This window comes from Tenacibaculum aestuariivivum, from assembly GCF_964507685.1.
GTDB lineage: Bacteria > Bacteroidota > Bacteroidia > Flavobacteriales > Flavobacteriaceae > Polaribacter > Polaribacter aestuariivivum.
The window spans coordinates 1,657,962-1,680,325 of record NZ_OZ208414.1 but is presented as its reverse complement, the minus strand read 5'-3'; the positions used below and the strand labels follow the sequence as shown (position 1 = coordinate 1,680,325).

General features: G+C 28.4%; 22 protein-coding genes. 9 read left to right on the top strand and 13 right to left on the bottom strand.

Annotated features, from left to right (window positions below):
• The first annotated feature begins 140 nt into the window (after nucleotides 1-140).
• Nucleotides 141-1,418, top strand: coding sequence for a branched-chain amino acid transport system II carrier protein (gene brnQ, locus ACN5J4_RS07410; protein WP_418649377.1), 1,278 nt, complete (start codon nucleotides 141-143; stop codon nucleotides 1,416-1,418).
• Nucleotides 1,419-1,446: 28 nt separating this feature from the next.
• Here the strand turns inward: brnQ and ACN5J4_RS07405 are convergent, their stop codons facing one another.
• The 3 genes from ACN5J4_RS07405 to ACN5J4_RS07395 all read right to left on the bottom strand — a co-directional run bounded on the left by ACN5J4_RS07405 (nucleotide 1,447) and on the right by ACN5J4_RS07395 (nucleotide 4,507).
• Nucleotides 1,447-1,950: a DUF3575 domain-containing protein gene (locus ACN5J4_RS07405; RefSeq protein WP_418649376.1), complete on the bottom strand. Its 504-nt coding sequence runs from the start codon at nucleotides 1,948-1,950 to the stop codon at nucleotides 1,447-1,449.
• A gap of 223 nt (nucleotides 1,951-2,173) precedes the next feature.
• On the bottom strand, nucleotides 2,174-4,279 hold the full coding sequence (gene feoB / locus ACN5J4_RS07400; RefSeq protein ID WP_418649375.1) for a ferrous iron transport protein B: 2,106 nt from the start codon (nucleotides 4,277-4,279) through the stop codon (nucleotides 2,174-2,176).
• Between the two features lie 3 nt (nucleotides 4,280-4,282).
• Nucleotides 4,283-4,507, bottom strand: coding sequence for a FeoA family protein (locus ACN5J4_RS07395; RefSeq protein ID WP_418651149.1), 225 nt, complete (start codon nucleotides 4,505-4,507; stop codon nucleotides 4,283-4,285).
• A gap of 124 nt (nucleotides 4,508-4,631) precedes the next feature.
• Here ACN5J4_RS07395 and ACN5J4_RS07390 point away from each other — a divergent pair, with 124 nt between their 5' ends.
• From ACN5J4_RS07390 to ACN5J4_RS07380, 3 genes are read left to right on the top strand one after another with little or no spacing between them, the layout of a single operon-like run.
• Nucleotides 4,632-5,783: an ATP-binding protein gene (locus ACN5J4_RS07390; protein ID WP_418649374.1), complete on the top strand. Its 1,152-nt coding sequence runs from the start codon at nucleotides 4,632-4,634 to the stop codon at nucleotides 5,781-5,783.
• A 49-nt stretch (nucleotides 5,784-5,832) separates the two neighbouring features.
• Complete coding sequence (locus ACN5J4_RS07385) at nucleotides 5,833-7,245, top strand: sensor histidine kinase (protein WP_418649373.1); 1,413 nt, start codon at nucleotides 5,833-5,835, stop codon at nucleotides 7,243-7,245.
• A 4-nt stretch (nucleotides 7,246-7,249) separates the two neighbouring features.
• A complete protein-coding gene (locus ACN5J4_RS07380) occupies nucleotides 7,250-8,032 on the top strand; it encodes an enoyl-CoA hydratase/isomerase family protein (protein ID WP_418649372.1) in 783 nt (260 codons plus the stop codon).
• 199 nt (nucleotides 8,033-8,231) lie between these two features.
• Here ACN5J4_RS07380 and ACN5J4_RS07375 read toward each other — a convergent pair whose 3' ends face one another.
• Together ACN5J4_RS07375 and ACN5J4_RS07370 are read right to left on the bottom strand one after the other, a co-directional pair.
• Nucleotides 8,232-8,888, bottom strand: coding sequence for an HD domain-containing protein (locus ACN5J4_RS07375; RefSeq protein WP_418649371.1), 657 nt, complete (start codon nucleotides 8,886-8,888; stop codon nucleotides 8,232-8,234).
• Nucleotides 8,889-8,963: 75 nt separating this feature from the next.
• Nucleotides 8,964-9,953 carry an aspartate-semialdehyde dehydrogenase gene (locus ACN5J4_RS07370; RefSeq protein WP_418649370.1) on the bottom strand — a complete coding sequence of 330 codons (990 nt, stop codon included), beginning with the start codon at nucleotides 9,951-9,953 and terminating at the stop codon, nucleotides 8,964-8,966.
• A 227-nt stretch (nucleotides 9,954-10,180) separates the two neighbouring features.
• Here ACN5J4_RS07370 and ACN5J4_RS07365 point away from each other — a divergent pair, with 227 nt between their 5' ends.
• The 3 genes from ACN5J4_RS07365 to dinB all read left to right on the top strand — a co-directional run bounded on the left by ACN5J4_RS07365 (nucleotide 10,181) and on the right by dinB (nucleotide 12,782).
• Nucleotides 10,181-11,212 carry a rhodanese-related sulfurtransferase gene (locus ACN5J4_RS07365; protein WP_418649369.1) on the top strand — a complete coding sequence of 344 codons (1,032 nt, stop codon included), beginning with the start codon at nucleotides 10,181-10,183 and terminating at the stop codon, nucleotides 11,210-11,212.
• 78 nt (nucleotides 11,213-11,290) lie between these two features.
• Entirely contained in the window at nucleotides 11,291-11,692 is a 402-nt protein-coding gene (locus ACN5J4_RS07360; protein ID WP_418649368.1) for an ACT domain-containing protein, read from the top strand.
• Nucleotides 11,693-11,699: 7 nt separating this feature from the next.
• Nucleotides 11,700-12,782 (top strand): DNA polymerase IV, encoded by a 1,083-nt coding sequence (gene dinB / locus ACN5J4_RS07355; RefSeq protein WP_418649367.1) that lies wholly within the window; start codon nucleotides 11,700-11,702, stop codon nucleotides 12,780-12,782.
• Here dinB and ACN5J4_RS07350 read toward each other — a convergent pair.
• The 5 genes from ACN5J4_RS07350 to ACN5J4_RS07330 form a co-directional block, all read right to left on the bottom strand.
• Entirely contained in the window at nucleotides 12,779-14,692 is a 1,914-nt protein-coding gene (locus tag ACN5J4_RS07350) for a tetratricopeptide repeat protein (RefSeq protein WP_418649366.1), read from the bottom strand. The two genes, dinB and ACN5J4_RS07350, sit on opposite strands and share 4 nt — an antisense overlap.
• 2 nt (nucleotides 14,693-14,694) lie before the next feature.
• A complete protein-coding gene (locus ACN5J4_RS07345; protein ID WP_418649365.1) occupies nucleotides 14,695-15,429 on the bottom strand; it encodes a LytR/AlgR family response regulator transcription factor in 735 nt (244 codons plus the stop codon).
• Nucleotides 15,430-16,086: 657 nt separating this feature from the next.
• The gene (gene rpmA, locus ACN5J4_RS07340; protein ID WP_418649364.1) at nucleotides 16,087-16,347 is read right to left on the bottom strand and encodes a 50S ribosomal protein L27; all 261 of its coding nucleotides are present in this window, start codon (nucleotides 16,345-16,347) and stop codon (nucleotides 16,087-16,089) included.
• Nucleotides 16,348-16,383: 36 nt separating this feature from the next.
• Nucleotides 16,384-17,007, bottom strand: a complete 624-nt coding sequence (rplU, locus tag ACN5J4_RS07335; RefSeq protein WP_418649363.1) for a 50S ribosomal protein L21 — start codon at nucleotides 17,005-17,007, stop codon at nucleotides 16,384-16,386.
• 254 nt (nucleotides 17,008-17,261) lie between these two features.
• Entirely contained in the window at nucleotides 17,262-18,134 is an 873-nt protein-coding gene (locus ACN5J4_RS07330; RefSeq protein ID WP_418649362.1) for a DMT family transporter, read from the bottom strand.
• Between the two features lie 89 nt (nucleotides 18,135-18,223).
• On the opposite strand from ACN5J4_RS07330, the gene ACN5J4_RS07325 reads away from it, so the two are divergent.
• Entirely contained in the window at nucleotides 18,224-18,793 is a 570-nt protein-coding gene (locus tag ACN5J4_RS07325) for a cation transporter (protein ID WP_418649361.1), read from the top strand.
• An 88-nt stretch (nucleotides 18,794-18,881) separates the two neighbouring features.
• A complete protein-coding gene (locus tag ACN5J4_RS07320) occupies nucleotides 18,882-19,904 on the top strand; it encodes a COX15/CtaA family protein (RefSeq protein ID WP_418649360.1) in 1,023 nt (340 codons plus the stop codon).
• Between the two features lie 135 nt (nucleotides 19,905-20,039).
• Here ACN5J4_RS07320 and gldD read toward each other — a convergent pair whose 3' ends face one another.
• The 3 genes from gldD to ACN5J4_RS07305 are packed head-to-tail and all read right to left on the bottom strand — an operon-like array spanning nucleotide 20,040 to nucleotide 22,336.
• Nucleotides 20,040-20,591 (bottom strand): gliding motility lipoprotein GldD, encoded by a 552-nt coding sequence (gene gldD, locus ACN5J4_RS07315; protein ID WP_418649359.1) that lies wholly within the window; start codon nucleotides 20,589-20,591, stop codon nucleotides 20,040-20,042.
• Nucleotides 20,584-21,885 carry a gliding motility-associated protein GldE gene (gene gldE / locus ACN5J4_RS07310; RefSeq protein ID WP_418649358.1) on the bottom strand — a complete coding sequence of 434 codons (1,302 nt, stop codon included), beginning with the start codon at nucleotides 21,883-21,885 and terminating at the stop codon, nucleotides 20,584-20,586. The genes gldD and gldE overlap by 8 nt, the downstream gene beginning before the upstream one ends.
• 19 nt (nucleotides 21,886-21,904) lie before the next feature.
• Complete coding sequence (locus tag ACN5J4_RS07305; RefSeq protein ID WP_418649357.1) at nucleotides 21,905-22,336, bottom strand: single-stranded DNA-binding protein; 432 nt, start codon at nucleotides 22,334-22,336, stop codon at nucleotides 21,905-21,907.
• Between the last annotated feature and the right edge of the window lie 28 nt (nucleotides 22,337-22,364).

Genomic DNA, 22,364 nt, shown 5'->3' with positions numbered 1-22,364 from the left:
TATATATCTTTTTACTGTATTTATTCTAATAACTTAAATTACCACTATTTTTATTGTAAGTAGGAGTATTTTACAGAGAATCTTTCTATTTTTTCAATACTTTTGAACGCATTAATTTTAAGCGATAATAAGTAATCAAAATGAATAAGACTAAAGATATATATGTTACTGGTTTTGCTTTGTTTTCTATGTTTTTTGGAGCTGGCAACTTAATTTTACCGCCTTACTTAGGAAAAAATGCAAGTGATTTATGGAACTGGGTAACCTTAGGTTTTTTTATTACTGCTGTGCTTATACCTATTTTAGGCATTTTAGCTCATGCAAAATTACAAGGAACAATGTATGATTTTGGCAAAAAAGTTTCCCCATTTTTTAGCAGTACTTATTGTCTTGTAGTATATATTATTGCTGTAGCCTTACCATCTCCAAGAACGGCTTCTGTTACACACGAAATGGCTATAGCTCCTTATTTTAAAGTTAGCTCGCTAATAACAAGTGCTATTTACTTTAGCTTGGTATTTATTTTTGTTATGAATAGAAATAAGGTATTAGATTTGTTAGGTAAATTTTTAACACCTTTAATTATTGGTATTTTACTTATCATTATTATTGTTGGAATGTTTTCTGCTCCAACAGTAATGAATCCATCCATATTTGATGCTCCTTTTGTTAGTGGTTTACTAGAAGGCTATCAAACTTTTGATGCCATTGGTGCCGTAGTTGTTGGAGGTGTATTGGTTGTTTCAATGAATTTTAATAAAAATACATCATTTCAAGCAAAAAAAGATTTAATTACAAAAGCTGGTCTTATAGCCGGTCTTGGACTTTTAGTTATCTATGCTGGTCTTATTTACAATGGTGCATTATTTAATACAGTATTTAGTGATAATGCTACTCGACCAGAAGTTTTAAGCACTTTAAGCTCGCAAACTCTAGGAAACATTGGAACTACATTTTTAAGCGTATTAGTAGCCTTAGCATGCTTTACAACTGCCGTGGGTCTTATTACAGGTACTGCTGATTATATAAAGGGAGTTACTAATAACTCTCAAAAAGGATATATGATAACAGCTGTACTTTCTTGCTTAATAGGTATATTAATGGGGCAATTTGATGTAAAATACATTATAAATATTGCTTTACCTGTATTAATGCTTATTTATCCAACAACTATTGTTTTAATTATTTTAAACTTAATTGCTGATAAATATACTTCAGAAATTGTTTTTAAAATAGTTGTTTTTAGTACCTTAATTTTAAGTATTCCTGATTTTTTAGATTTTATTATTGATAAAGAATATCTGACACCTATTAAAAATAATATACCCCTTGCAAATCAACATTTTGGATGGTTATTACCTGCAATTATAAGTTTTATTATTACAAATAGTGTTATAAAAAACAAAAAGCACGCCTAGGCGTGCTTTTTGTTTTTTATAATGTGTATTAAAATCGATACCCTAAATTAACACCTACTCTTGGTACAATAGAAGGAGATTCTGAACTAAACATATTTCTTCCTAAACCTCCATAAACATCAATAACAAAACCACCTGAAGATGTGTATTTAGAACCTATTGCAATACCTAAAGCTCCATCTGTATAACTTTCATATTTTTTTTCACTTCCATCAGCTACATCAACCTCATTTTCTCCTGTATTTACGCCTAAAAAAACCTCTCCAAAATAGTTCCAATTACTACTACTTGTAAAATAATGACGAAAATACGGAGTAATCATGCTTTTTTCGTTATACTTAAAATCTGCCGATCTTTTTTCAAAGTTAAATAATGCCGAAATACCTATAGATGAACGCTCACTAGTATAATATTCATAAGAAAACTCTAATGTTTTAAACGCTAATGCGTCTAAAATATCTACCTTAACCTCTTGCTGTGCCTGTGTTAATGAACTAATAAAGAGTACTGCTATTAAAAATATTTTTTTCATATTTAAATTTTAAATAAATTATTTTTTTTACAAACCGCTAATTACAATACCACAAAAATACATTAATTGTATAATGTACTACAAACAAAATAATGCATTCTTTTATATTAAGAACAATTACAATCAGTATCGCACCCTTTATTTTTTTTATTTTTAATAAAAAATTTCTTTATTAAAAAAAGCACTGCTAAACTTACTATTATATATGTAATAATTTCTTGCATTAACGTAATATTTGATAAGCTATAAAAGCTGATAAATAAGCCAAAACTCCCATACCTATAAGTTGAATCATTGGCCATTTCCAACTTTTGGTTTCTTTTTTAACAATAGCTAAAGTTGCCATACACTGCATTGCAAAGGCATAAAATAACAGTAATGACATTCCTGTAGCAAAATTAAAGCGCTTTTCACCAGTATCGTTATTAATTTCTGCAGCCATTTTTTGTTTAATAGTTGAAATATTTTCATCATTATTTTCAACACTATAAATAGTTGCTAAAGTACCTATAAATACTTCTCTTGCAGCGAATGATGCTATTAATCCTATTCCTATTTTCCAATCATACCCTAAAGGCTTTACAACTGGCTCTATTGTTTTTCCTGCAATTCCTATATAAGAGTTTTCTAATTTAACAGAAGCTATTTTTTGTAATAACGCAGCTTCTGACAATTGCTTGTTAGCCGTATTTGCTATTACTTTTTTTTCTGCATTTTTAAACGATGAAGGTCCGTTAGACGCTAAAAACCATAACACAATTGAAATTGCTAATATTATTTTACCCGCTCCAAAAACAAAAGATTTTGTTTTTTCTAACACATCAAAAAACACATTTTTAGCTGAAGGAAGTTTATAATTTGGCATTTCTATTACAAAAAATGAGGTGTTTTTTATTTTTAATGTTTTATGTAAAATATAAGCACCTATAATTGCAGCACCAAACCCAAGTGCATAAAGCCCTAATAAGGTTAACCCTTGTAAACTTAAAAAACCAAATAATTTGGTATCAGGAATTATTAACGCAATTAAAATAGCATATACAGGTAAACGTGCAGAACAGGTAGTAAAAGGGGTTACTAAAATAGTAATTAAACGCTCTTTCCAGCTAGAAATGGTTCTTGTAGCCATTATTGCTGGTATTGCACATGCCGTACCTGAAATTAATGGAATTACACTTTTACCACTCATTCCAAAACGTCGCATTATTTTATCCATTAAAAAAACCACTCTACTCATATAGCCTGTTTCTTCTAAAATGGCTATAAATAAAAACAAAATAGCTATTTGAGGAATAAAAATAAGTACCCCTCCAATACCAGGAATAATACCTTCAGTTAACAAATCGGTAAACATACCTGCAGGTAAATAAGCTTTTGTAAAATCTACAATAGTGGCAAATAAACCATCTATTAAATCCATTGGTGCAGATGCCCAATCAAAAACCGATTGAAATATTAACAATAATAATCCGAAGAAAATAAGATATCCAAATATTTTATGTGTAAAAACAGCATCTAATTTAAAGCGAAAGTCTGTTGCTTTAGAAGCATCAACAGTGTATGTTTGTTTTAAAATTGAATTAATTTTTTGATAACGATAAATGGTTTCTTTATGCTGATATTTTTTTTGTTTAGACACGTCAAATCCAAATAATTGTAATTGCTCTTTTTCATTGTCGCAAAGTAAAGATGTATATTGTTTTGTAAGCATCATCCATAATTCATATGGTAAAAATTTAGTGCTTTTTTGAGCTAGTTCATTAAAATAATTTACATCAATTTTAGCTGAAATTTCTTTAAAATTAGTATAAATTTCTAATGCGGTATAATTTTCAATTACTTTTTTCAAAGCATCAACCCCTTGGTTTTTCCTAGCTGATATTAAAACTATTTTGGTATTTAGTGCAACCTCTAAAGCTTCAACATCAATAGAAATTCCTTTTCGTTGCATCTGATCTGCCATATTTAAGACTAAAATAGTAGGTATTTCTAAATCTTGAATTTGAGAAAATAACAATAAGTTTCGTTTTAAATTCTCTACATCAGCAACCACAACTATTACATCAGGTTTATCAATTTCAGGACAACTTAATAATGTTTTTAAAACAATACTTTCATCAATAGATGTTGGGTTAATGCTATAAGTACCTGGTAAATCTGTAATAATTGCAGAAGTAGTATCTGATAATTTACATATTCCTGCTTTTTTATCAACCGTAACACCTGGGTAATTACCCACTTTTTGATTTAAACCTGTTAATTGATTAAATAAGGATGTTTTTCCGGTATTAGGATTTCCTATCAAAGCTACTTTAATACGCTTACTCATTTGTTAAATTTTGGTAATTACAATTTTATAAGCCGTTTCTTTTCGAATTGCTAAATGACTTCCATTTACACATATATACATAGGATCTTTAAAAGGAGCCACCCGCAACAACTCTACCTCTGTGCCTGGCAAACATCCCATTTCTAATAATTTTAAAGGTATTACATCTAAACATTCTTCAGATATAATACCTCGCTCTCCGATTTGTAAAGTTCCAATTGAATTCAAAATAACATATATAAATTGACTCACAAAGATACTAAAATAGAACCATTCTAAACAGTAAGTACCCAACAATATTACGTTTCTTTTTATTGGTTGTTCTGTGTACATGAAATCTTATATTTGTAGTATGACTTTCGATCAAATTATAGGGCAAGAACATATTAAAAAACATTTACAGCAATCTGCTATAAATAATAGAATACCACACGCACAACTTTTTATAGGTAAAGAAGGTTCTGGTACACTGCCAATGGCTATTGCTTATGCGCAGTATTTATTATGTAATAGTGCTAATAATATAGGTGCTTGTAACATAAAATGTAGTAAATTACAACATCCAGACTTACATTTTGCATTTCCTGTTACCACAAACGATTCAGTAAAAAAACACCCTGTTAGTAATTTATTTTTAGCTGATTGGAGAACTTTTATACAAAAACAACCTTATGGAAGTATTTTTAATTGGCTTCAACATATTGGCGTAGAAAATAAACAAGGGCTTATAGGCGTTGATGAAGCGGAGGATATTGTTAAAAAATTACAATTAAAATCATACGAAGGAGGTTTTAAGGTAATGATTATTTGGATGGCAGAAAAAATGAACATTGCTGCTGCAAATAAATTATTAAAACTAATTGAAGAGCCACCAAGTAAAACTATATTTTTATTAATTACTGAAGATGAAGAGCAGATAATAAACACCATTAAATCTCGCTGTCAAGCATTGAACTTTCCTTCTTTAAGTGACGCTGATATTGCAAATACTTTAATTAAAAATGAAAATACTTCAGAAAATGAAGCTATTAAAATAGCGCATCAATCCGAAGGAAATTATAACAAAGCACTTCATATTTTAAATAACAACTCTAATGATTTAGTTTTTGAAGAATGGTTTATTACCTGGGTTAGGGCTGCCTTTAAAGCAAAAGGAAATGCTGCTGTTATTCAAGACTTAATAGGGTGGTCAGAAACTATTGCAAAATCTGGTAGAGAAACACAAAAACAATTTTTGCAATATTGTTTGCAATTTTTTAGACAAGCATTACTATTAAATTACGGAACACCCGATTTAGTTTTCTTAGAAACAAAATCTGCCAATTTTGAACTTTCAAAATTTGCACCATTTATACATAGCGCTAATATTTTAATCATTGAAAAAGAGGTAAGTGATGCTCAATACCATATAGAAAGAAATGGAAATGCAAAAATAATTTTATTAGATTTATCAATTAAATTAACACGCCTTTTACACACAAAAGAGGAAAATATTAAAATATAAATTGCTTAAAATAAACAACATATCACTACGTATTAGAATTTTCTTATCAATGATATTATTGGTGTTATTGGCATCTATTTTAATTGTTACAGTTACCATATTTCAATACGGTGAACAAACTGAAGAATATAATATACAACGATTTAACAGAAAAGAAAGCGCTACAAAACACGATATTGAAATTGAGTTAAAACGTAAAACAACCTACCCAGTTACAACTGAAAATTTAGCTAAAATATTTCAAGACCGTATTTATGATATTGCTTATGTACATAAACTTACCGTGTCTATGTATAATATGAATGGAACCCTCTTAAAATCATCTATCCCTTATAATTTTGATAAAAAGGAAGGAGGTAATTTAGCGGCTTCAATTATGTTAGAACTTGCCAATAATTCAAATCATAAAATTTTAAAAAGTAGAAGTGATAATGGAGTTACGTACCAATCATCCTATACCTATATTAATGATCCTCGTTTTAAACGAATAGGTATTTTAGAACTACAAATAGCACAAGATAATGAGGAGCAAAAGCAAGAATTACGCGAATTTATATCTCGTTTATTACTTGTTTATTTATTGATGTTTATTATTGCTATTTCATTAGCTTATTTTTTATCAAGTTATATCACACGCTCAATTCAAACAATTTCTGAAAAAATTAAAGAAACTCGCTTAAACAAGCAAAATGAGAAAATAACTTTAAATGCAGCTAGTTCAGAAATAAACTCTTTGGTAGAGTCTTATAACAATATGATTGATCAACTAGAAGAAAGTGCTGTAAAGCTCGCTAAGAGTGAACGTGAACAAGCTTGGAGAGAAATGGCTAAACAAGTAGCACATGAAATTAAAAACCCGTTAACACCAATGCGCCTTTCTGTACAAAGTTTTGAAAGACGCTTTAACCCAGAAGACCCTAAAATAAAAGAAAAACTAACCGAATATAGTGAAACTTTAATTCAACAAATTGATGTAATGAGCTCTATAGCATCGGCTTTTTCTGACTTTGCCAAAATGCCGACACAACGCCGTGAAAAACTTGACGTTGTAGACGTTATAAAACATTCACTTGATATTTTTACTGAAGATTATATTCATTTTATACCTAAGGAAACTCAACTATTTGCTTACTTAGATAAAACACAGCTAATTAGAATTTTAACAAACTTAGTTAAAAATGCTACACAAGCTATTCATTATAATGAATCAAATCCTAGAATTGAAGTAAAAGTAACTTCTGAAGGAAACAATGTAAAAATTACCGTATCTGATAACGGAAAAGGAATTTCTGATAATAATAAAGAACGTATTTTTGAACCTAAATTTACCACAAAAACAAGTGGAATGGGTTTAGGTTTAGGAATGATAAAAAATATAATTGAAGCCTATGACGGCTCTATTAACTTTATCTCTACCGAAGGTATTGGAACTGTTTTTACTGTAATATTACCTAAAACTTAGCCAAATGAATTTCAAAAACATTTTAGTAAAAATTACTGATGGATTAGCAACAATTACGATTAACAGACCTAAAAAATTAAACGCATTAAATAGCGCTACCATTGAAGAGTTAAGTACAGCTTTTAAAATTTTAGAAGATAACGCAACTATAAAAGTTATTATTATTACAGGGAGGGGTGAAAAAGCATTTGTAGCAGGTGCTGACATTTCAGAATTCGCAAATTTCTCAACGCAAGAAGGTGAAAAATTAGCTAGACTTGGACAAGAATCTTTATTTAATTTAATAGAAAACTTATCAACTCCTGTTATTGCAGCAATTAATGGTTTTGCGTTAGGCGGCGGCTTAGAATTAGCTATGGCTTGTCATTTTAGAATAGCGGCAGATACTGCTAAAATGGGACTACCAGAAGTATCTTTAGGTTTAATTCCCGGATATGGTGGTACACAGCGTTTACCTCAATTAGTAGGTAAAGGAAAAGCAATGGAATTAATAATGACAGCAACTATGATTACTGCTCAAGATGCTAAACAATGGGGATTAATTAATCATATTATTACCCAAGATGAATTATTACCGCTAGCAGAAAAAATAGCAGAAAAAATAAAGCGAAACTCATCAATAGCAATTAGCGCAGCAATTAGAGCCATAAATGATAATTTTAAAGACGGTGTAAATGGTTTTGAAACTGAAATTATAGAATTTGGAGATTCTTTTGCTACTGAGGATTTTAAAGAAGGAACTACTGCCTTTTTAGAAAAAAGAAAACCAAACTTTATAGGTAAATAAAAGTAAATTATTTTAAAAAAGCATCTAAATTTAAAAATTTAGATGCTTTTTTGTAAAATTTTGAACATTAGTAAAAAGGGGGATGTGGGGGAATTACTAACGCACACTATAAATATAAGATATTATTAACAACAATCCTAATAAATTAAATTATTTTCAATAAAAAAACATTATTATTAAGTAATATAACGATTTAAACCTATTTTAATCCATTAATCTCATCATTAAATTGTTGTAAAAAAAATTGCATATAATTATGCCTACCTATAGCTATTTTTTTTGCTGATTTGGTATTCATTTTATCTTTTAAAAGAAGTAACTTTTCATAAAAATGATTAATTGATGGCGCTATAGATTTTTTATACTCTTCTTTAGTCATATTTAAATTAGGGCTTACTTCTGTATCATATAAAGCTCTATTCTTAAAACCTCCATAATTAAAACAGCGTGCTATTCCAATAGCTCCTATAGCATCTAACCTATCTGCATCCTGAATTACAGCCAATTCTGGTGAGCTAAATTTTTCTTCATTAGATAAACTCATTTTAAAAGAAATATGCTTAATAATATTTTCTACATGAGCTATTACTACTTCTTTAACTTTTTGCTTTTCTAAAAATTGACGGGCTAATTTTGGACCAACAGATTCATCTCCATCATAAAATTTGGCATCAGCAATATCATGTAATAAAGCACCTAGCGACACAATAAAAATATCTACATTTTCATCCTTAGCTATTAATAATGCATTTTTATATACTCGCTCTACATGAAACCAATCATGCCCCCCTTCTGCTCCTGCTAACATTTTTTTTACAAACGTAATGGTACGTTCTATTACTTCTTTTTTAGTCATGTTTCAAAAATAAAAACCCCATGTTAAAAACACAGGATTTTATTTATATAAAAAAATAATTTATTTAAAAAATAATTAAATCAATTTATTAGCTACTAAATATTCAGCAATTTGAATGGTATTTGTTGCAGCACCTTTACGCAAATTATCAGCAACTATCCACATGTTTAAAGTATTTGGTTGTGATTCGTCTCTTCTAAGTCTACCAACAAAAACCTCATCTTTATTATGTGCTAAAATTGGCATCGGATATACATTATTTTGTACATCATCTTGTACAATTACTCCATCAGTTTTACCTAATAACTCACGTACTTTGGCTAAATCAAAATCATTTTCAAACTGAACATTAACAGCTTCTGAATGCCCACCTGCAGTAGGAATTCTAACTGCTGTAGCTGTTACAGAAAAAGAATCATCACCTAAAATCTTTTTAGGTTCTTTTACCAATTTCATTTCTTCTTTGGTGTATCCGTTTTCTAAAAACACATCACAATGTGGTAAAGCATTTCTTCCTATTGGGTGAGGATATACCATTTCTGCTTCAATACCCGCTTCTTCATTATCTAATTGTTGAACAGCTTTAACTCCTGTTCCAGATACTGATTGATATGTTGAAATTACTACACGTTTCATTTTATATTGCTTATGTAAAGGACCTAAAGCCATTACCAACTGAATTGTTGAGCAATTAGGGTTTGCTATAATTTTATCTTCACTAGTTAAAACATGTCCATTAATTTCAGGAACTACTAATTTCTTAGTAGGATCCATTCTCCATGCTGATGAATTATCAATAACAGTAGTACCTACTTGAGCAAATTTAGGTGCCCATATTAATGATGTATCTCCTCCTGCAGAAAATAAAGCAACATCAGGTTTCATATCAACTGCTGTTTGTAAACCAACAACACTATATTTAGTTCCTTTAAATTCAATTTTATTTCCAACTGAACGTTCTGATGCAACAGGAATTAATTCTGTTACAGGAAAATTACGTTCGGCTAATATTTGTAACATTACATTACCTACCATACCGGTGGCCCCCACAACTGCTACTCTCATTTTTTAATTATTAAATGTGTTACTAAAAACTAATCTATACTCTTTACAAAGATTTAAAAAATAGAATCATTTGCACCTGTTTTTTTGCATATTTTTAAGTAAAGTTTAAAAAATATCAAATTAATGTTAAAAGTATATTTTTAAACAGTAAAATACAAAAAAATAGTACATTTGTGGTGATTTTTAAATAAATCGTAACATTTTGTATAACTTAAAAAAAGTATAGCATGCAACTGTACAACAAGTTAAGCGCAAAAGAGCGCGCTGCTTTAATCGACGAAGCGGGAAAAGACCGTATTACCATATCATTCTATCAATATTATAAGATAGAAAACCCTCAACTTTTTAGAGATAAACTATTCTTAGAATGGAATGAATTAGATGTTTTAGGTAGAACCTACGTTTCTTACGAAGGTATTAATGCCCAAATATCTGTTGCTTCAGAAAATTTCTTAGCGTTAAAAGAGCAATTAGATGCTATTTCATTTTTAAAAGATATTCGATTAAATGTAGCTGTTGAGCATGATAATAAATCGTTTTTAAAATTAAAAGTAAAGGTTCGTAACAAAATTGTTGCTGATGGATTAAATGATGACACTTTTGATGTAACGAATAAAGGAATTCATTTAAATGCTAAAGAATTTAACGAAATGTTAGCAGACCCGAATACGGTTTGTGTAGATATGCGAAATCATTACGAAAGCGAAATTGGTCATTTTGATGGAGCAATAACTCCAGATGTTGATACTTTTAGAGACTCTTTAGATATTATTGAAGAAGATTTAAAAGATAACAAAGAAGATAAAAACTTATTAATGTATTGTACCGGTGGTATTCGTTGCGAAAAAGCATCAGCCTATTACAAACACAAAGGTTTTAAAAATGTTTTTCAACTAGAAGGCGGAATTATAGAATACACTCGTCAAATAAAATCAGAAGGAATTGAAAATAAATTTATTGGTAAAAATTTTGTTTTTGATCATAGAAGGGCCGAACGAATTACTGATGATGTAATTTCTAATTGTCATCAATGTGGTAAGGCTTGTGATGAACACACAAACTGTGCAAATGAAGCTTGCCATTTATTATTTATTCAATGTGATGAATGTTCAGAAAAAATGGAAAACACATGTTCTACTGATTGTCAAGAGGTTATTCAATTATCTTGGGAAGAACAAAAAGCATTACGAAAAGGCACACATGCTAGTAATAAAATTTTCAAAAAAGGGCGCTCTGAAGTTCTAAAATTTAAAAAGTAAATCAATTTAAAAGCACTCTTTCAGAGTGCTTTTAAATTTTATAGTTAGTATCTTTATTTACAATCTAAATTAGATAAAATGTCTGAAGAAAAAATATTAAAAACTTTAATACAAAAAATGAAGCCTCATTTAAATAATGGTGAGTACATTTTTACAACTGTTAATACTATCAATAAAATAGCCGTAAATGACATTATTGGACAGTTTAAAGAAAATGAAGGTATTACACTTATCTTAGAACGGCAAAAAGCAGATAAATTAAATTTTAAATATAATTTTATAGCCTCATGGATTACCTTAGAAATTTATTCCTCTTTAGATGCTGTAGGCTTAACAGCTATTTTTTCAACAGAACTTGCTAAACATAATATTAGTTGTAATGTTGTTGCCGGATTTTATCACGATCATATTTTTATTGATAAAAAAGATGAAGATAAAGCTATTTCCGTTTTAACAAACTTATCCAATAATTATAAATAAGCATAAAATGTCCTTTAAACCACCGTATCGTAAAATTATTCATATTGATATGGATGCTTTTTATGCCTCGGTTGAACAACTAGACAATCCTTTCTTAAAAAATAAAGCAGTAGCGGTTGGTGGTAATGAAATTCGTGGAGTTGTTTCTGCAGCTAGCTATGAGGCTCGTAAATTTGGTGTTAAATCTGCAATGAGCGGAAAGTTGGCTAAACAAAAATGTCCTCACTTAATTTTTGTTCCCCCAAGATTTGAACGTTACAAAGAAATTTCTTTAAAATTAAAAGCCATTTTTTTTGAATATACCGATTTAGTAGAACCATTATCCTTAGATGAGGCTTATTTAGATGTTACAGAAAATAAAAAAAATAATTTATCAGCAAGTTTAATTGCTCAAGAAATTAGACAACGCATATGGGATGAATTAGAATTAAGAGCATCTGCGGGAATATCAATTAACAAATTTGTAGCCAAAATTGCTTCAGACATTAATAAACCTAATGGGCAAAAAACAATAACCCCTACTGAGGTTATTCCTTTTTTAGAACAATTATCTATCAATAAATTTTACGGCGTTGGTAAGGTTACTGCTACTAAAATGCATAATTTAGGTATTTTTACAGGCTCAGATTTAAAAAATAAAACAGCTAAAGAACTAACATTATTATTCGGAAAATCTGGATTGCATTACTACAATATTGTAAGAGGAATACATAATGCTAAGGTAAAACCCAACAGGATTAGAAAATCAATTGCCGCTGAAACTACTTTTAATGAAAACTTAGCTTCAGAAATTTTTATGTTAAAACATCTTGATAAAATTTCAAATGAATTAGAGCAAAGAATGAAGAAAGTAAATGTAAAAGGAAAAACAATTACTTTAAAAATAAAATATAGCGATTTTACCCAACAAACTAGAAGTAAAACAATAAATTACTATATAGATAAAAAAGAAATTTTTTATCCTATTATTAAAGAACTTTTATATCAAGAAAGTTTAAAAAATTCTGTTCGCTTATTAGGCATTTCATTCAGTAATTTAAACTTAATAAAAAAAGACCCTATATGGGTACAATTAAAGTTTAAATTTTAAATTAATGGTATTTTTAAAGATACCCTTGTTCCTTTTGCATTTCCTACTTCATCAAATAAATCAATATAACTTAACAAATAGTTGTTTTTAAACTGAATAGAAAAATTTTTTAACCTTTCCTTTGTTAAATCAATACCTATAGATTTTCTATTTAAAGTTTTATTACTTTTGATTCGTAACGCCTCTTTTCTTCCTATTCCATTATCCTCAATATCAATTTGAATAAATTCATTTGATATTTTACTTACAGATAGCTTTACTTTTTTAACTCCTTTTTTTGATGATAATCCATGCCAAATAGCATTTTCTAAAAAAGGTTGTAATATTAATGGCGGAATTTTAATTGTTTCTATATTTAAATTAGCTATTAAACTTTCTTGATATACAATTTCATTTGAAAAACGTATATTTTCAATACTCATATATAAACTCATTGTTTTAAGCTCTTCACTTAGTGTTACTTCTTTTACAGAGCTAGATTCTAAAATATTACGTATTAACTTTGAAAATTTATTGAGATAATGAACGGCATTTTTTTGTTCATTATTAATAATATATAACTTAATAGAATTTAGTGCATTAAACACAAAATGTGGGTTCATTTGAATTCTTAAAGCATCTTGCTCTAATAACAATATTTCTTTATCGTTTTTCAATAAACGATGCCTATATGTTAAATATAATAAAACCCCAAATAAAGCTATTAAAACTAGCGTTATCATCAAAACATTACGGTTTCTTAACAACTTAAGTTTAGCTATTTCTGCTTCCTTAGCTAAGCTTTCTATTTCATGAGTACTTATTTCGGTATCATATTTATTAATAAGACTATTTACATAGTGAATATTCTCATTAATAAGCATTTTTTTTTCTATTTCTATTGAACTTTGATAGTAATATAAAGCCTCTTTATACACTCCTTCTTTCTCATATAATTCAGATAAAAGATTATAAGAAACAATTAAGCTTGACAAAATATTATTTTCTAAGCCTATTTTAAGTGATCTATTTAAATAATCTTTCGCATCAATATATGAGTTCTTTTTTAAAAAAACCCAGCCTAATGTATTATATACTACAGATAGATAATAAGGATCATTTATTTTTTCGGTTAAGGCAATTACTTCAATAATATACTCAAAAGCATTATCATACTTACCTTGTTTAATTAATGCTCCTGAAATACTATTATGACAAATTATTTTACCTAAACAATCCTTATCATTAATATAATATTCTAATGATTGATAATAATTTTGTAAAGCTAAATCTAAATTACCTATGTTCTCATTAGTAAGACCTATACCATGATAATTGATAGCTAAACCTTTAACATCATTTATTTTTTGTTGAATAATTATGGATGTATTAAAAAACCTTAAAGCCCTTTCATATTGATTTAACATTAAATATATTGTACCAATACTATTATTGGTAATTCCGCTACTAATTTTTATAGCAACATTAGGATTGTTTATTTTAGCTATAATTTCTAAAGCCTCCTGATGATAATTTAAAGCTAATCTAATTTTATCTTGCTGCCTATAAACAAGTCCTAACTCATTTAAAATTGCTATTTCAGACTCAATATTATTTATTTTTCGAGCTTTAAATAATGATTTTTTATATTTATTTATAATTTTTGTGTATTCTGTAGTTGTATTATATAAATATATTTGAGTGTTTTTTACATATAACTCATCTAAACGATAACTACTTTTTTTATTTTTTTCTAAAAATAAATTGATTTCCTTATCCGTAAACCTAACCCTATTAAAATACTCCTTAAGTTTAACATAATCCACCTCTCTTTTTTCTAACGCACTAATCATTAAGCTATCATCATTACTTTGTGATAAACATAAACTTGTGGTAATTAAAAATAATAAAGTTATCCGGAAAGTATTCATCACTAAAACTTTTCTAAAAACTCTGACTTCCTTTGACGCGAAACAGGTATTTTATGATTATTTTCTAAAATAACGTACCCGTCAGACCTAAGAAATTCCTTAAGCTTATTCAAGTTTATTATAAAAGAGTTATGGATTCTAAAAAAATGATCTTCGGGAAGCAATGAGTTAATTTCCTTTAACTTTTTAGTTAGCACAATTTTTTTATTATTAACTGTATGAATAGAACAATAATTACCATCTGATTCAATAAAAATAATTTCTGATTCATCTAAAAAAATCAGTTTACCATCAGTACTTATAGTTATCTTTCTTTTATTAAATTTTTTATTTAAATTTAATAATATTTGATCAAACATATCATTGCTATTATTTTTAGCATAATAATTTTTCACTCTATTTAATGTAGCTTCTAAATCATCAGAATCAACAGGTTTAAGTAAATAATCTATAGCCTCACTTTTTAAAGCTTTTATAGCGTATTCATTATAAGCTGTTGTAATAACTACTGCAAAATCTTTTTTTTTCAACCTTTCTAATAATTGAAAACCATCCATAGTTGGCATATCAATATCTAAAAAAAGGCAATCAATACTATTATTATCTATATATACTATAGCCTCTTCTGGATCAGTAAATGTTTCTATAATTTTTATATCATTATTAAAGTTAGATAATTCCCATGAGAGGCCTTGAATGGCCTTAAGTTCATCATCAACAATCACAGCTTTTAACATATACACATATTTGTATCAAATATAACCGTTATTAACTTAATAATAAAACACTATAAATTTAGAAATAACTATGTAAATTAAGAATAATGTGAAAAAGAATGCCAGTAAAACCATTTATACATAAATTTATACCATTCATACATATGCTGTTCTTTAAAATATATTTTAGCTAGATATTTGCAGTGTAGTACAAATGAGAATTCATTATGATAAATTGGGGGATTAATCAATAATGAGAACAACAAAGGCATCATTCTAATAAAATGATGCTTTTTTTATTACAAATTAGATTAAACAACTTCTAAGCTTCTAAAGCTCTATAAAAATATTTAATTAATTTTCTTAATAAACTAATTAGATAAAATTACTTTTAAATACTTCACAAAAAAATAGTACTAAAAACGAAACCAAAAACACCATTTACACATAAATTTACACCATTCATACATATAGTATTGTCTAAAATATATTTTAGACGCACATTTGCAATGTAGTACAAACGAAAATTTGTTATGATAAATTGGGGGATTAATCATAATGAGAACAACAAAAGCATCATTTTATTAAAAATGATGCTTTTTTTATTTTCATTTATATCTATAAAAAAGCTCAAACAATAAATTGCTTGAGCTTTAATATGTATAATTAAATAATTTCTTAAGCCTCAAAAGGCACTATAGAAACATATGATCTATTATCTCTTTTCTTTCTAAATTCAACTACACCGTCAACTTTAGCATGTAAAGTATGATCTTTTCCCATGTAAACATTTTCACCTGGGTTGTGAGTTGTTCCTCTTTGACGAACAATAATGTTACCTGCAATTGCAGCTTGTCCTCCAAAAATCTTTACTCCTAGTCGTTTCGATTCTGATTCTCTACCATTCTTCGAACTACCGACACCTTTTTTATGAGCCATCTTATATTGATTTTTTTAGATTAAACTTTTACGGGCTTATTTTTCAACTCCTCCGTCTAACTTGTCTTGTAACACTTTTAATTCATCCCACTTACCATCAGCAGCTAATTGCGCTTGCTTTGGCCAAGTAGTTGTAACTAAATGTGATAATCTAGAACTAGCAGCTGTTAAGATTTCACTTAACTTGGCAGGATCTTGTTTTGCTACTTTAGCAAAAGTATCTAAACCTGCATTTACTAAAGCCTCAGCAGCTTTAGGTCCAGCACCTTCAATTTTCTTTAAATCATCAGCTTTTGCAGCTTTCTTTGGAGCAACCTTAGCAGCCTTTGGAGCAGCTTTAGATGTACCAGAAGCAGCGATAGATTCAATTTGAATTTCAGTTAAATACTGTCTATGTCCATTTTTCTTTTTGTAACCTTTTCTTCTTTTTTTCTTGAAAACGATTACTTTATCACCTTTTAAGTGACGTAATACCTTTGCAGTTACTCCTGCACCTGTTATAGCTGGGGCGCCAATAGTTACGTTATCCTTGTCTGCAATTAGCATTACGTTATCAAATGTTACATTTGATCCCTCTGCGTCTTGTAAACGGTGTACGAATACCTTTTGGTCTTGTGCTACTTTAAATTGCTGCCCTGCTATCTCTACGATTGCGTACATACTTTTTGTTTTGCGTTATACTTTATAATTTACACTTTCTTAATGAAAATGAGGGTGCAAATATACGTTTTTAAAAACAACAAACAACCTATACCTCAGAAAAGTACTTCTTTTTTATTAATTTAAATATCTAAATAAAATACAAATACTTTTTTATATGTTTACTTTAACTAATATGATAGATAAATTAAAATTTTAAAAATTACAAAATTGTTATAACAACAAAAGCTTCTTACTTACTTGAAACACCTGTTTTATTTGACTTTATTTACCAACCAAACACCAACTAAAATAATTACTCCTGATAGAAGTTGAATTAAACTTAACTTTTCTCCATCTGCCAATCCCCAAGCAACAGCAACAATAGGAATTAAATAAGTTACAGATGACGCAAAAACTGGAGATGTTAAGTGCACCATTTTATTATATAATACTTTTGCAATTCCTGTTCCTACAACAGCTAAAACAATTATATATCCGAATGCGCTAGTAGTTTGATTGTTTAATTCAATTGATGTAAAAAATCCAGAAAATAATAAAATTAAAGATGCAGGAATAATCAATATTAAAAAATTACCTGTTGTTATTGCTAATGCATCTAAATCTGATAAATATTTTTTGATGATATTTACATTAAAAGCATATCCAATAGATGAGAAAACAACTAAAATAGCATACCAATAATTCTGATTAGGATTTAATTCAGCACCTTTTAAAATTAAAATAAGTGTTCCTATGAGTCCAATCAAAATACCTATTAATTGTTTTTTCTTAAAAGTAAACCCAAAAATTAAAGCACCTAAAACAAAAGTATTAAAAGGTGTTAACGAACTCAAAATAGCAGAAATAGAACTATCAATACTTTTTACAGCAAAAGCAAACAAAAAAGCAGGAAAAAAGGTTCCTAAAAAAGCAGTATATAAAATATAAACCTTATGTTTTTTTTGAATTTTTTTAAGACTTTTAAATCCTATCAATAATAAAAAAGCTGCCGTAATTAATATACGTAACGCCCCCAATTGAATAGGCGTAAAAACAAGTAACGCTTTTTTCATTAAAATAAAAGAACTTCCCCAAACAATTGCTAGTATTATTAAGTAAATCCATTTACGTTGTTGATTATTCATTTTCAATACATTTAAGCACAAAATTCGTTTATTAATATCTATAAAATTGATTTTATTGATAACTTTGCTAAATAACTCAATAATTTAAAATGATGAAAATTCAAAAAATAATATTTGCACTTGCTTTTGTTAGCTTTTTAGCTATTGGATGTAAAAATGAAGTTAAAAAGGAAATTACTACTAAAGTAGAAGAAACAGCAGTTGTTGCTAATAAAAAAGAGCTTTCTCTAAATATTTCAGGAATGACTTGTGAAATAGGTTGTGCTAAAAAAATAGCTTCAGATTTATCTAAAAAAGCAGGTGTTTTAGAAGCCAATGTTGTTTTTAATGATAGCATTGCCAACGTAAAATACGATGCTAATATTACCAATAAAGAAGATTTAATTACTTTTATTGAAGGAATTGGTAACGGAGATATGTATAAAGCTTCTGAAGTAAGTGTAAAAACATGTTGTAGTAAGAAAAAAACATGTACTACTGCTGAGAAGAAAGAATGCAATGCTAAAACAGCTACAAAAAAAAAAGCCTGCACAAAGAAAAAAGGAGATAATAAAGCATGTATTTCTGATTGTAAAAAAGAATGCTGTGCTAAAAATGAAGCTGATAAAAAAGCGTGTACTAAAAATTGCAAGAAAGAGTGTTGCTCTAAAAAAGACTAATATATTTTTTTAAAATATAAAAAGGAAGCTCCTCTAATGAGGAGCTTTTTTATGGGTTTATAGTATCTTTGTAAAAACTTTTCTTCTGATGAAAAAACATTTTCCTCTCTTAGTCAAAATATCATTAATAGCTGTATATATTATCTTTTTAGCTGGATCGGTAGTTCGTATGACTGGATCGGGAATGGGTTGCCCTGATTGGCCAAAATGTTTTGGTTATTACATTCCTCCAACCTCGGAAGCACAAATTACTTGGCATCCAAATACAGAGTATGAAGAAGGAATGATTATCGTTAAAGATGAGGTACTTTTTGTTGCCGAAAACAATTTAAAAACATCCGAAGAATTTAATAATAGTAATTGGGTAAAATACACTAAACATAGTTATGCAAAGTTTAACAAGTTACATACTTGGACAGAGTATATTAACCGATTATCTTCGGCTTTGGCAGGAATTCCGTTTTTGTTTTTAATTTTTGTTTCGCTTTCTTTTTGGAAAACAAATAAAAAAATTACACTATTATCTTTTGGAGCTTTCACTCTAATGCTTTTTGAAGCTTGGTTGGGTAAAACAGTGGTCGATTCTAATCTAAAACCAACTATTATTACCATTCATATGGTGGGTGGTTTAATTATTATAGCTTTATTATTATGGTTATTATTTATAGTTTCTGAACGTAAAAAAATAACGTATAAATACAACTCATTATTTAATAAATTATTGATTTTTTCTGTGATATTTTCATTGATTCAAATAGCTATGGGAACTCAGGTTCGTCAATTTATTGATGAACAAGTAAAATTATTTGGTTTTGAAAATAAACATTATAGTTTAATGGCTCCTAATTTTAAATTCTACTTTCATCGCTCATTTACCATTGCTATAGTATTGGTAAACTTAGGAATGTTTTACTTAAATCAACTGAAAGATTTAGGTTACAAATTAGTAAATTGGATTGTTTTCTTAATATTTTTAGAAACCATTACAGGAATTTTAATGTATTATGCTGAATTTCCATTAGGTACGCAAGCTATACATTTACTTTCTGGAGCTGTTTTATTTGGATTGCAATTTTATTTATTACTACAAAGTCGTCGTGTAATAAATTAATACCATAATTATAGTTTGTAAATATGTCTAGCCCCGATTGAAGCATTTGTTTGAGCTCTTTTTTTGATTTTTCTTCAAAAAAAAGCGAGTGCGAAAAGCGGGAAATTGCTTCAAAAAAAATCTGTTAAGAAACAATTACTGTTTCCACTTTAAGGTTTCTAACATTTGAATCATGTCTTTTTTGATGTATTCAACTGCTGGAAAAATAGAATCGTAATTAGGTTTTGTGTAAAAAAACAAGGATCCTTTTAAAAAATGATTGGTACTATCGGTTACATGAAACTGTATTTGAGATGCTGCGTTTCCTGATATTTCGCACATTTTACCATATACTTTCTTATTTGAATCGGCATAATCTCTCCACGAAATATGATCTGCTTTTACGGTGTGCTCTAACACCAACTTTTCTGCTTCGACTAATAATTCTTGTAAATTATTAGTTACAGGGCGATAAGTTATATCAATAGACGCTTTTAAGGCTGGATACTCAATTTTCAACCAATTATTCGGTAAATTTTTTACTGTTGCATTTTTTGATACATCAAATTGGTAAGGCCTATTTTTGTTTAGTTTGGTATAGACTGATCTTGGATACTCTAAATTTAAATATGCTTTGGGTTTTGGCAAAATATCTTCACCACAGCTTATTAATAACGCTAGAGATACTAGTAATAATAATTTACGCATTTCGGGTTGTTTTTACTTGTTTTATACGTTTTTTATCTAACGCTTCAATAGTAAACGTGTAATTACTAAAGTTTATTTTCTCTCCTTTTTTAGGAAATTTGCCTGATACTTCTAAAATAAAACCTGCTAAGGTTTCACTTTCTCCTTTTAACTGTTCAAACTTTTCTTCATCATCGTCATCTAAAACTCTACAAAAATCTTTAATAGTTATTTTGCCTTCAAAAATATAATTATTTTCATCGAGCTTAGAGTAGGTTAAATCTTCATCATCAAACTCATCGTTTATATCACCTACTATTTCTTCTATAACATCTTCTAAGGTTACAATTCCGCTTGTGCCACCATATTCATCTACCACAATGGCTAAGTGCATTTTCATTTCTTTAAACTCGCTTAATAAATCGTCAAGTTTTTTGTTTTCAGGCACAAAAAAGGGCTCTCTAATTAATTTATGCCATTTTAGTGTTTTTTTATTTAAATGAGCTAATAAATCTTTAGCATATAACACCCCTATAATATTATCAATATTTTCATGATATACAGGGTTTCTAGAATACCCATTTTTTAAAATTGTTTTTAAAACTTCTTCATATGAAGTATCATCAGCAATAGCACAAACATCAGTTCTTGGCTTCATTATTTGTACCGTTTCGGTATTTCCAAAACTTACAATACCTTCTAAAATTTTTTGTTCTTCTTTAGTTGTTGCACCACTAGAAGTTAACTCTAAAGCTTCCGACAAACGCTCTACAGAGAAATTATTATTTTTATTTCCTAATTTATTTTCTACTACACTTGTTAATTTTATTAGCGGTATGCTTAATGGTGTTAAAAGAACATTTAAAAATTGAATTGGTTTTGCCATAAAATTGGCAAACTCCATTGCTTTTCTAGTTGCATATACTTTTGGTAAAACTTCTCCAAATAACAATATTAAAAAAGTTACCAAAACTACTTCTATAAAAAATTTCACTCCCTCAGAAACACCTATAAAAAGTTCCTCTCCTAACGTTGCAAATATTAATACTATTAAAATATTAATAAAATTATTAGTTATTAGAATACTTGCTAATAATTTTTTTGGCTCTTCAAGTAGTTTTACAACGGTGCTTTTTTCTTTTGATGAAGATGACAACTCATCAACTTGAGTTTGTGAAATAGAAAAAAAAGCCACCTCTGTACCTGAAACTAATGCAGAACAAATTAGTAAGAAAAGTAATAATAAGCTGTTTATTGTAATTAACAAATTAGCATTTGATAACACTAAAAACAAGGAGCTGGGTTCTATATCCAATTTTTAAATTTTAAGTAAACTAAAAAGGTAAATCATCATCTTTTTGAGGTGCTAGTTCAGGTGCTTTATTATGCTGCTCAACTACGCCAGTAGTAGATGGTGTTTTACTCAATTCTTTTTTTGTTGATAAAAAAGTCATATCCTGTACCTGAATTTCTGTTAAATAGCGTTTTTGGCCTTCAGCTTCATACTGACGTGTTTTAATTTTACCTTCACAATATACCTTATCGCCTTTTGTTAAATATTTTTCGCAAATTTCGGCCAACTTATTACGCACAACAATATTATGCCACTCAACATTTGTGACTTTTTCACCTGTTTGACGGTTCGTATAGGTTTCATTTGTTGCTAATGGAAAACGACCAATTGAATTACCTCCTTCAAAATAATGCATTTTTAATTCATCACCTAAATGACCTATTAAAATAACTTTATTAACTGTTCCTGCCATAACTTATTTTTTTGCATAAAACCAAATA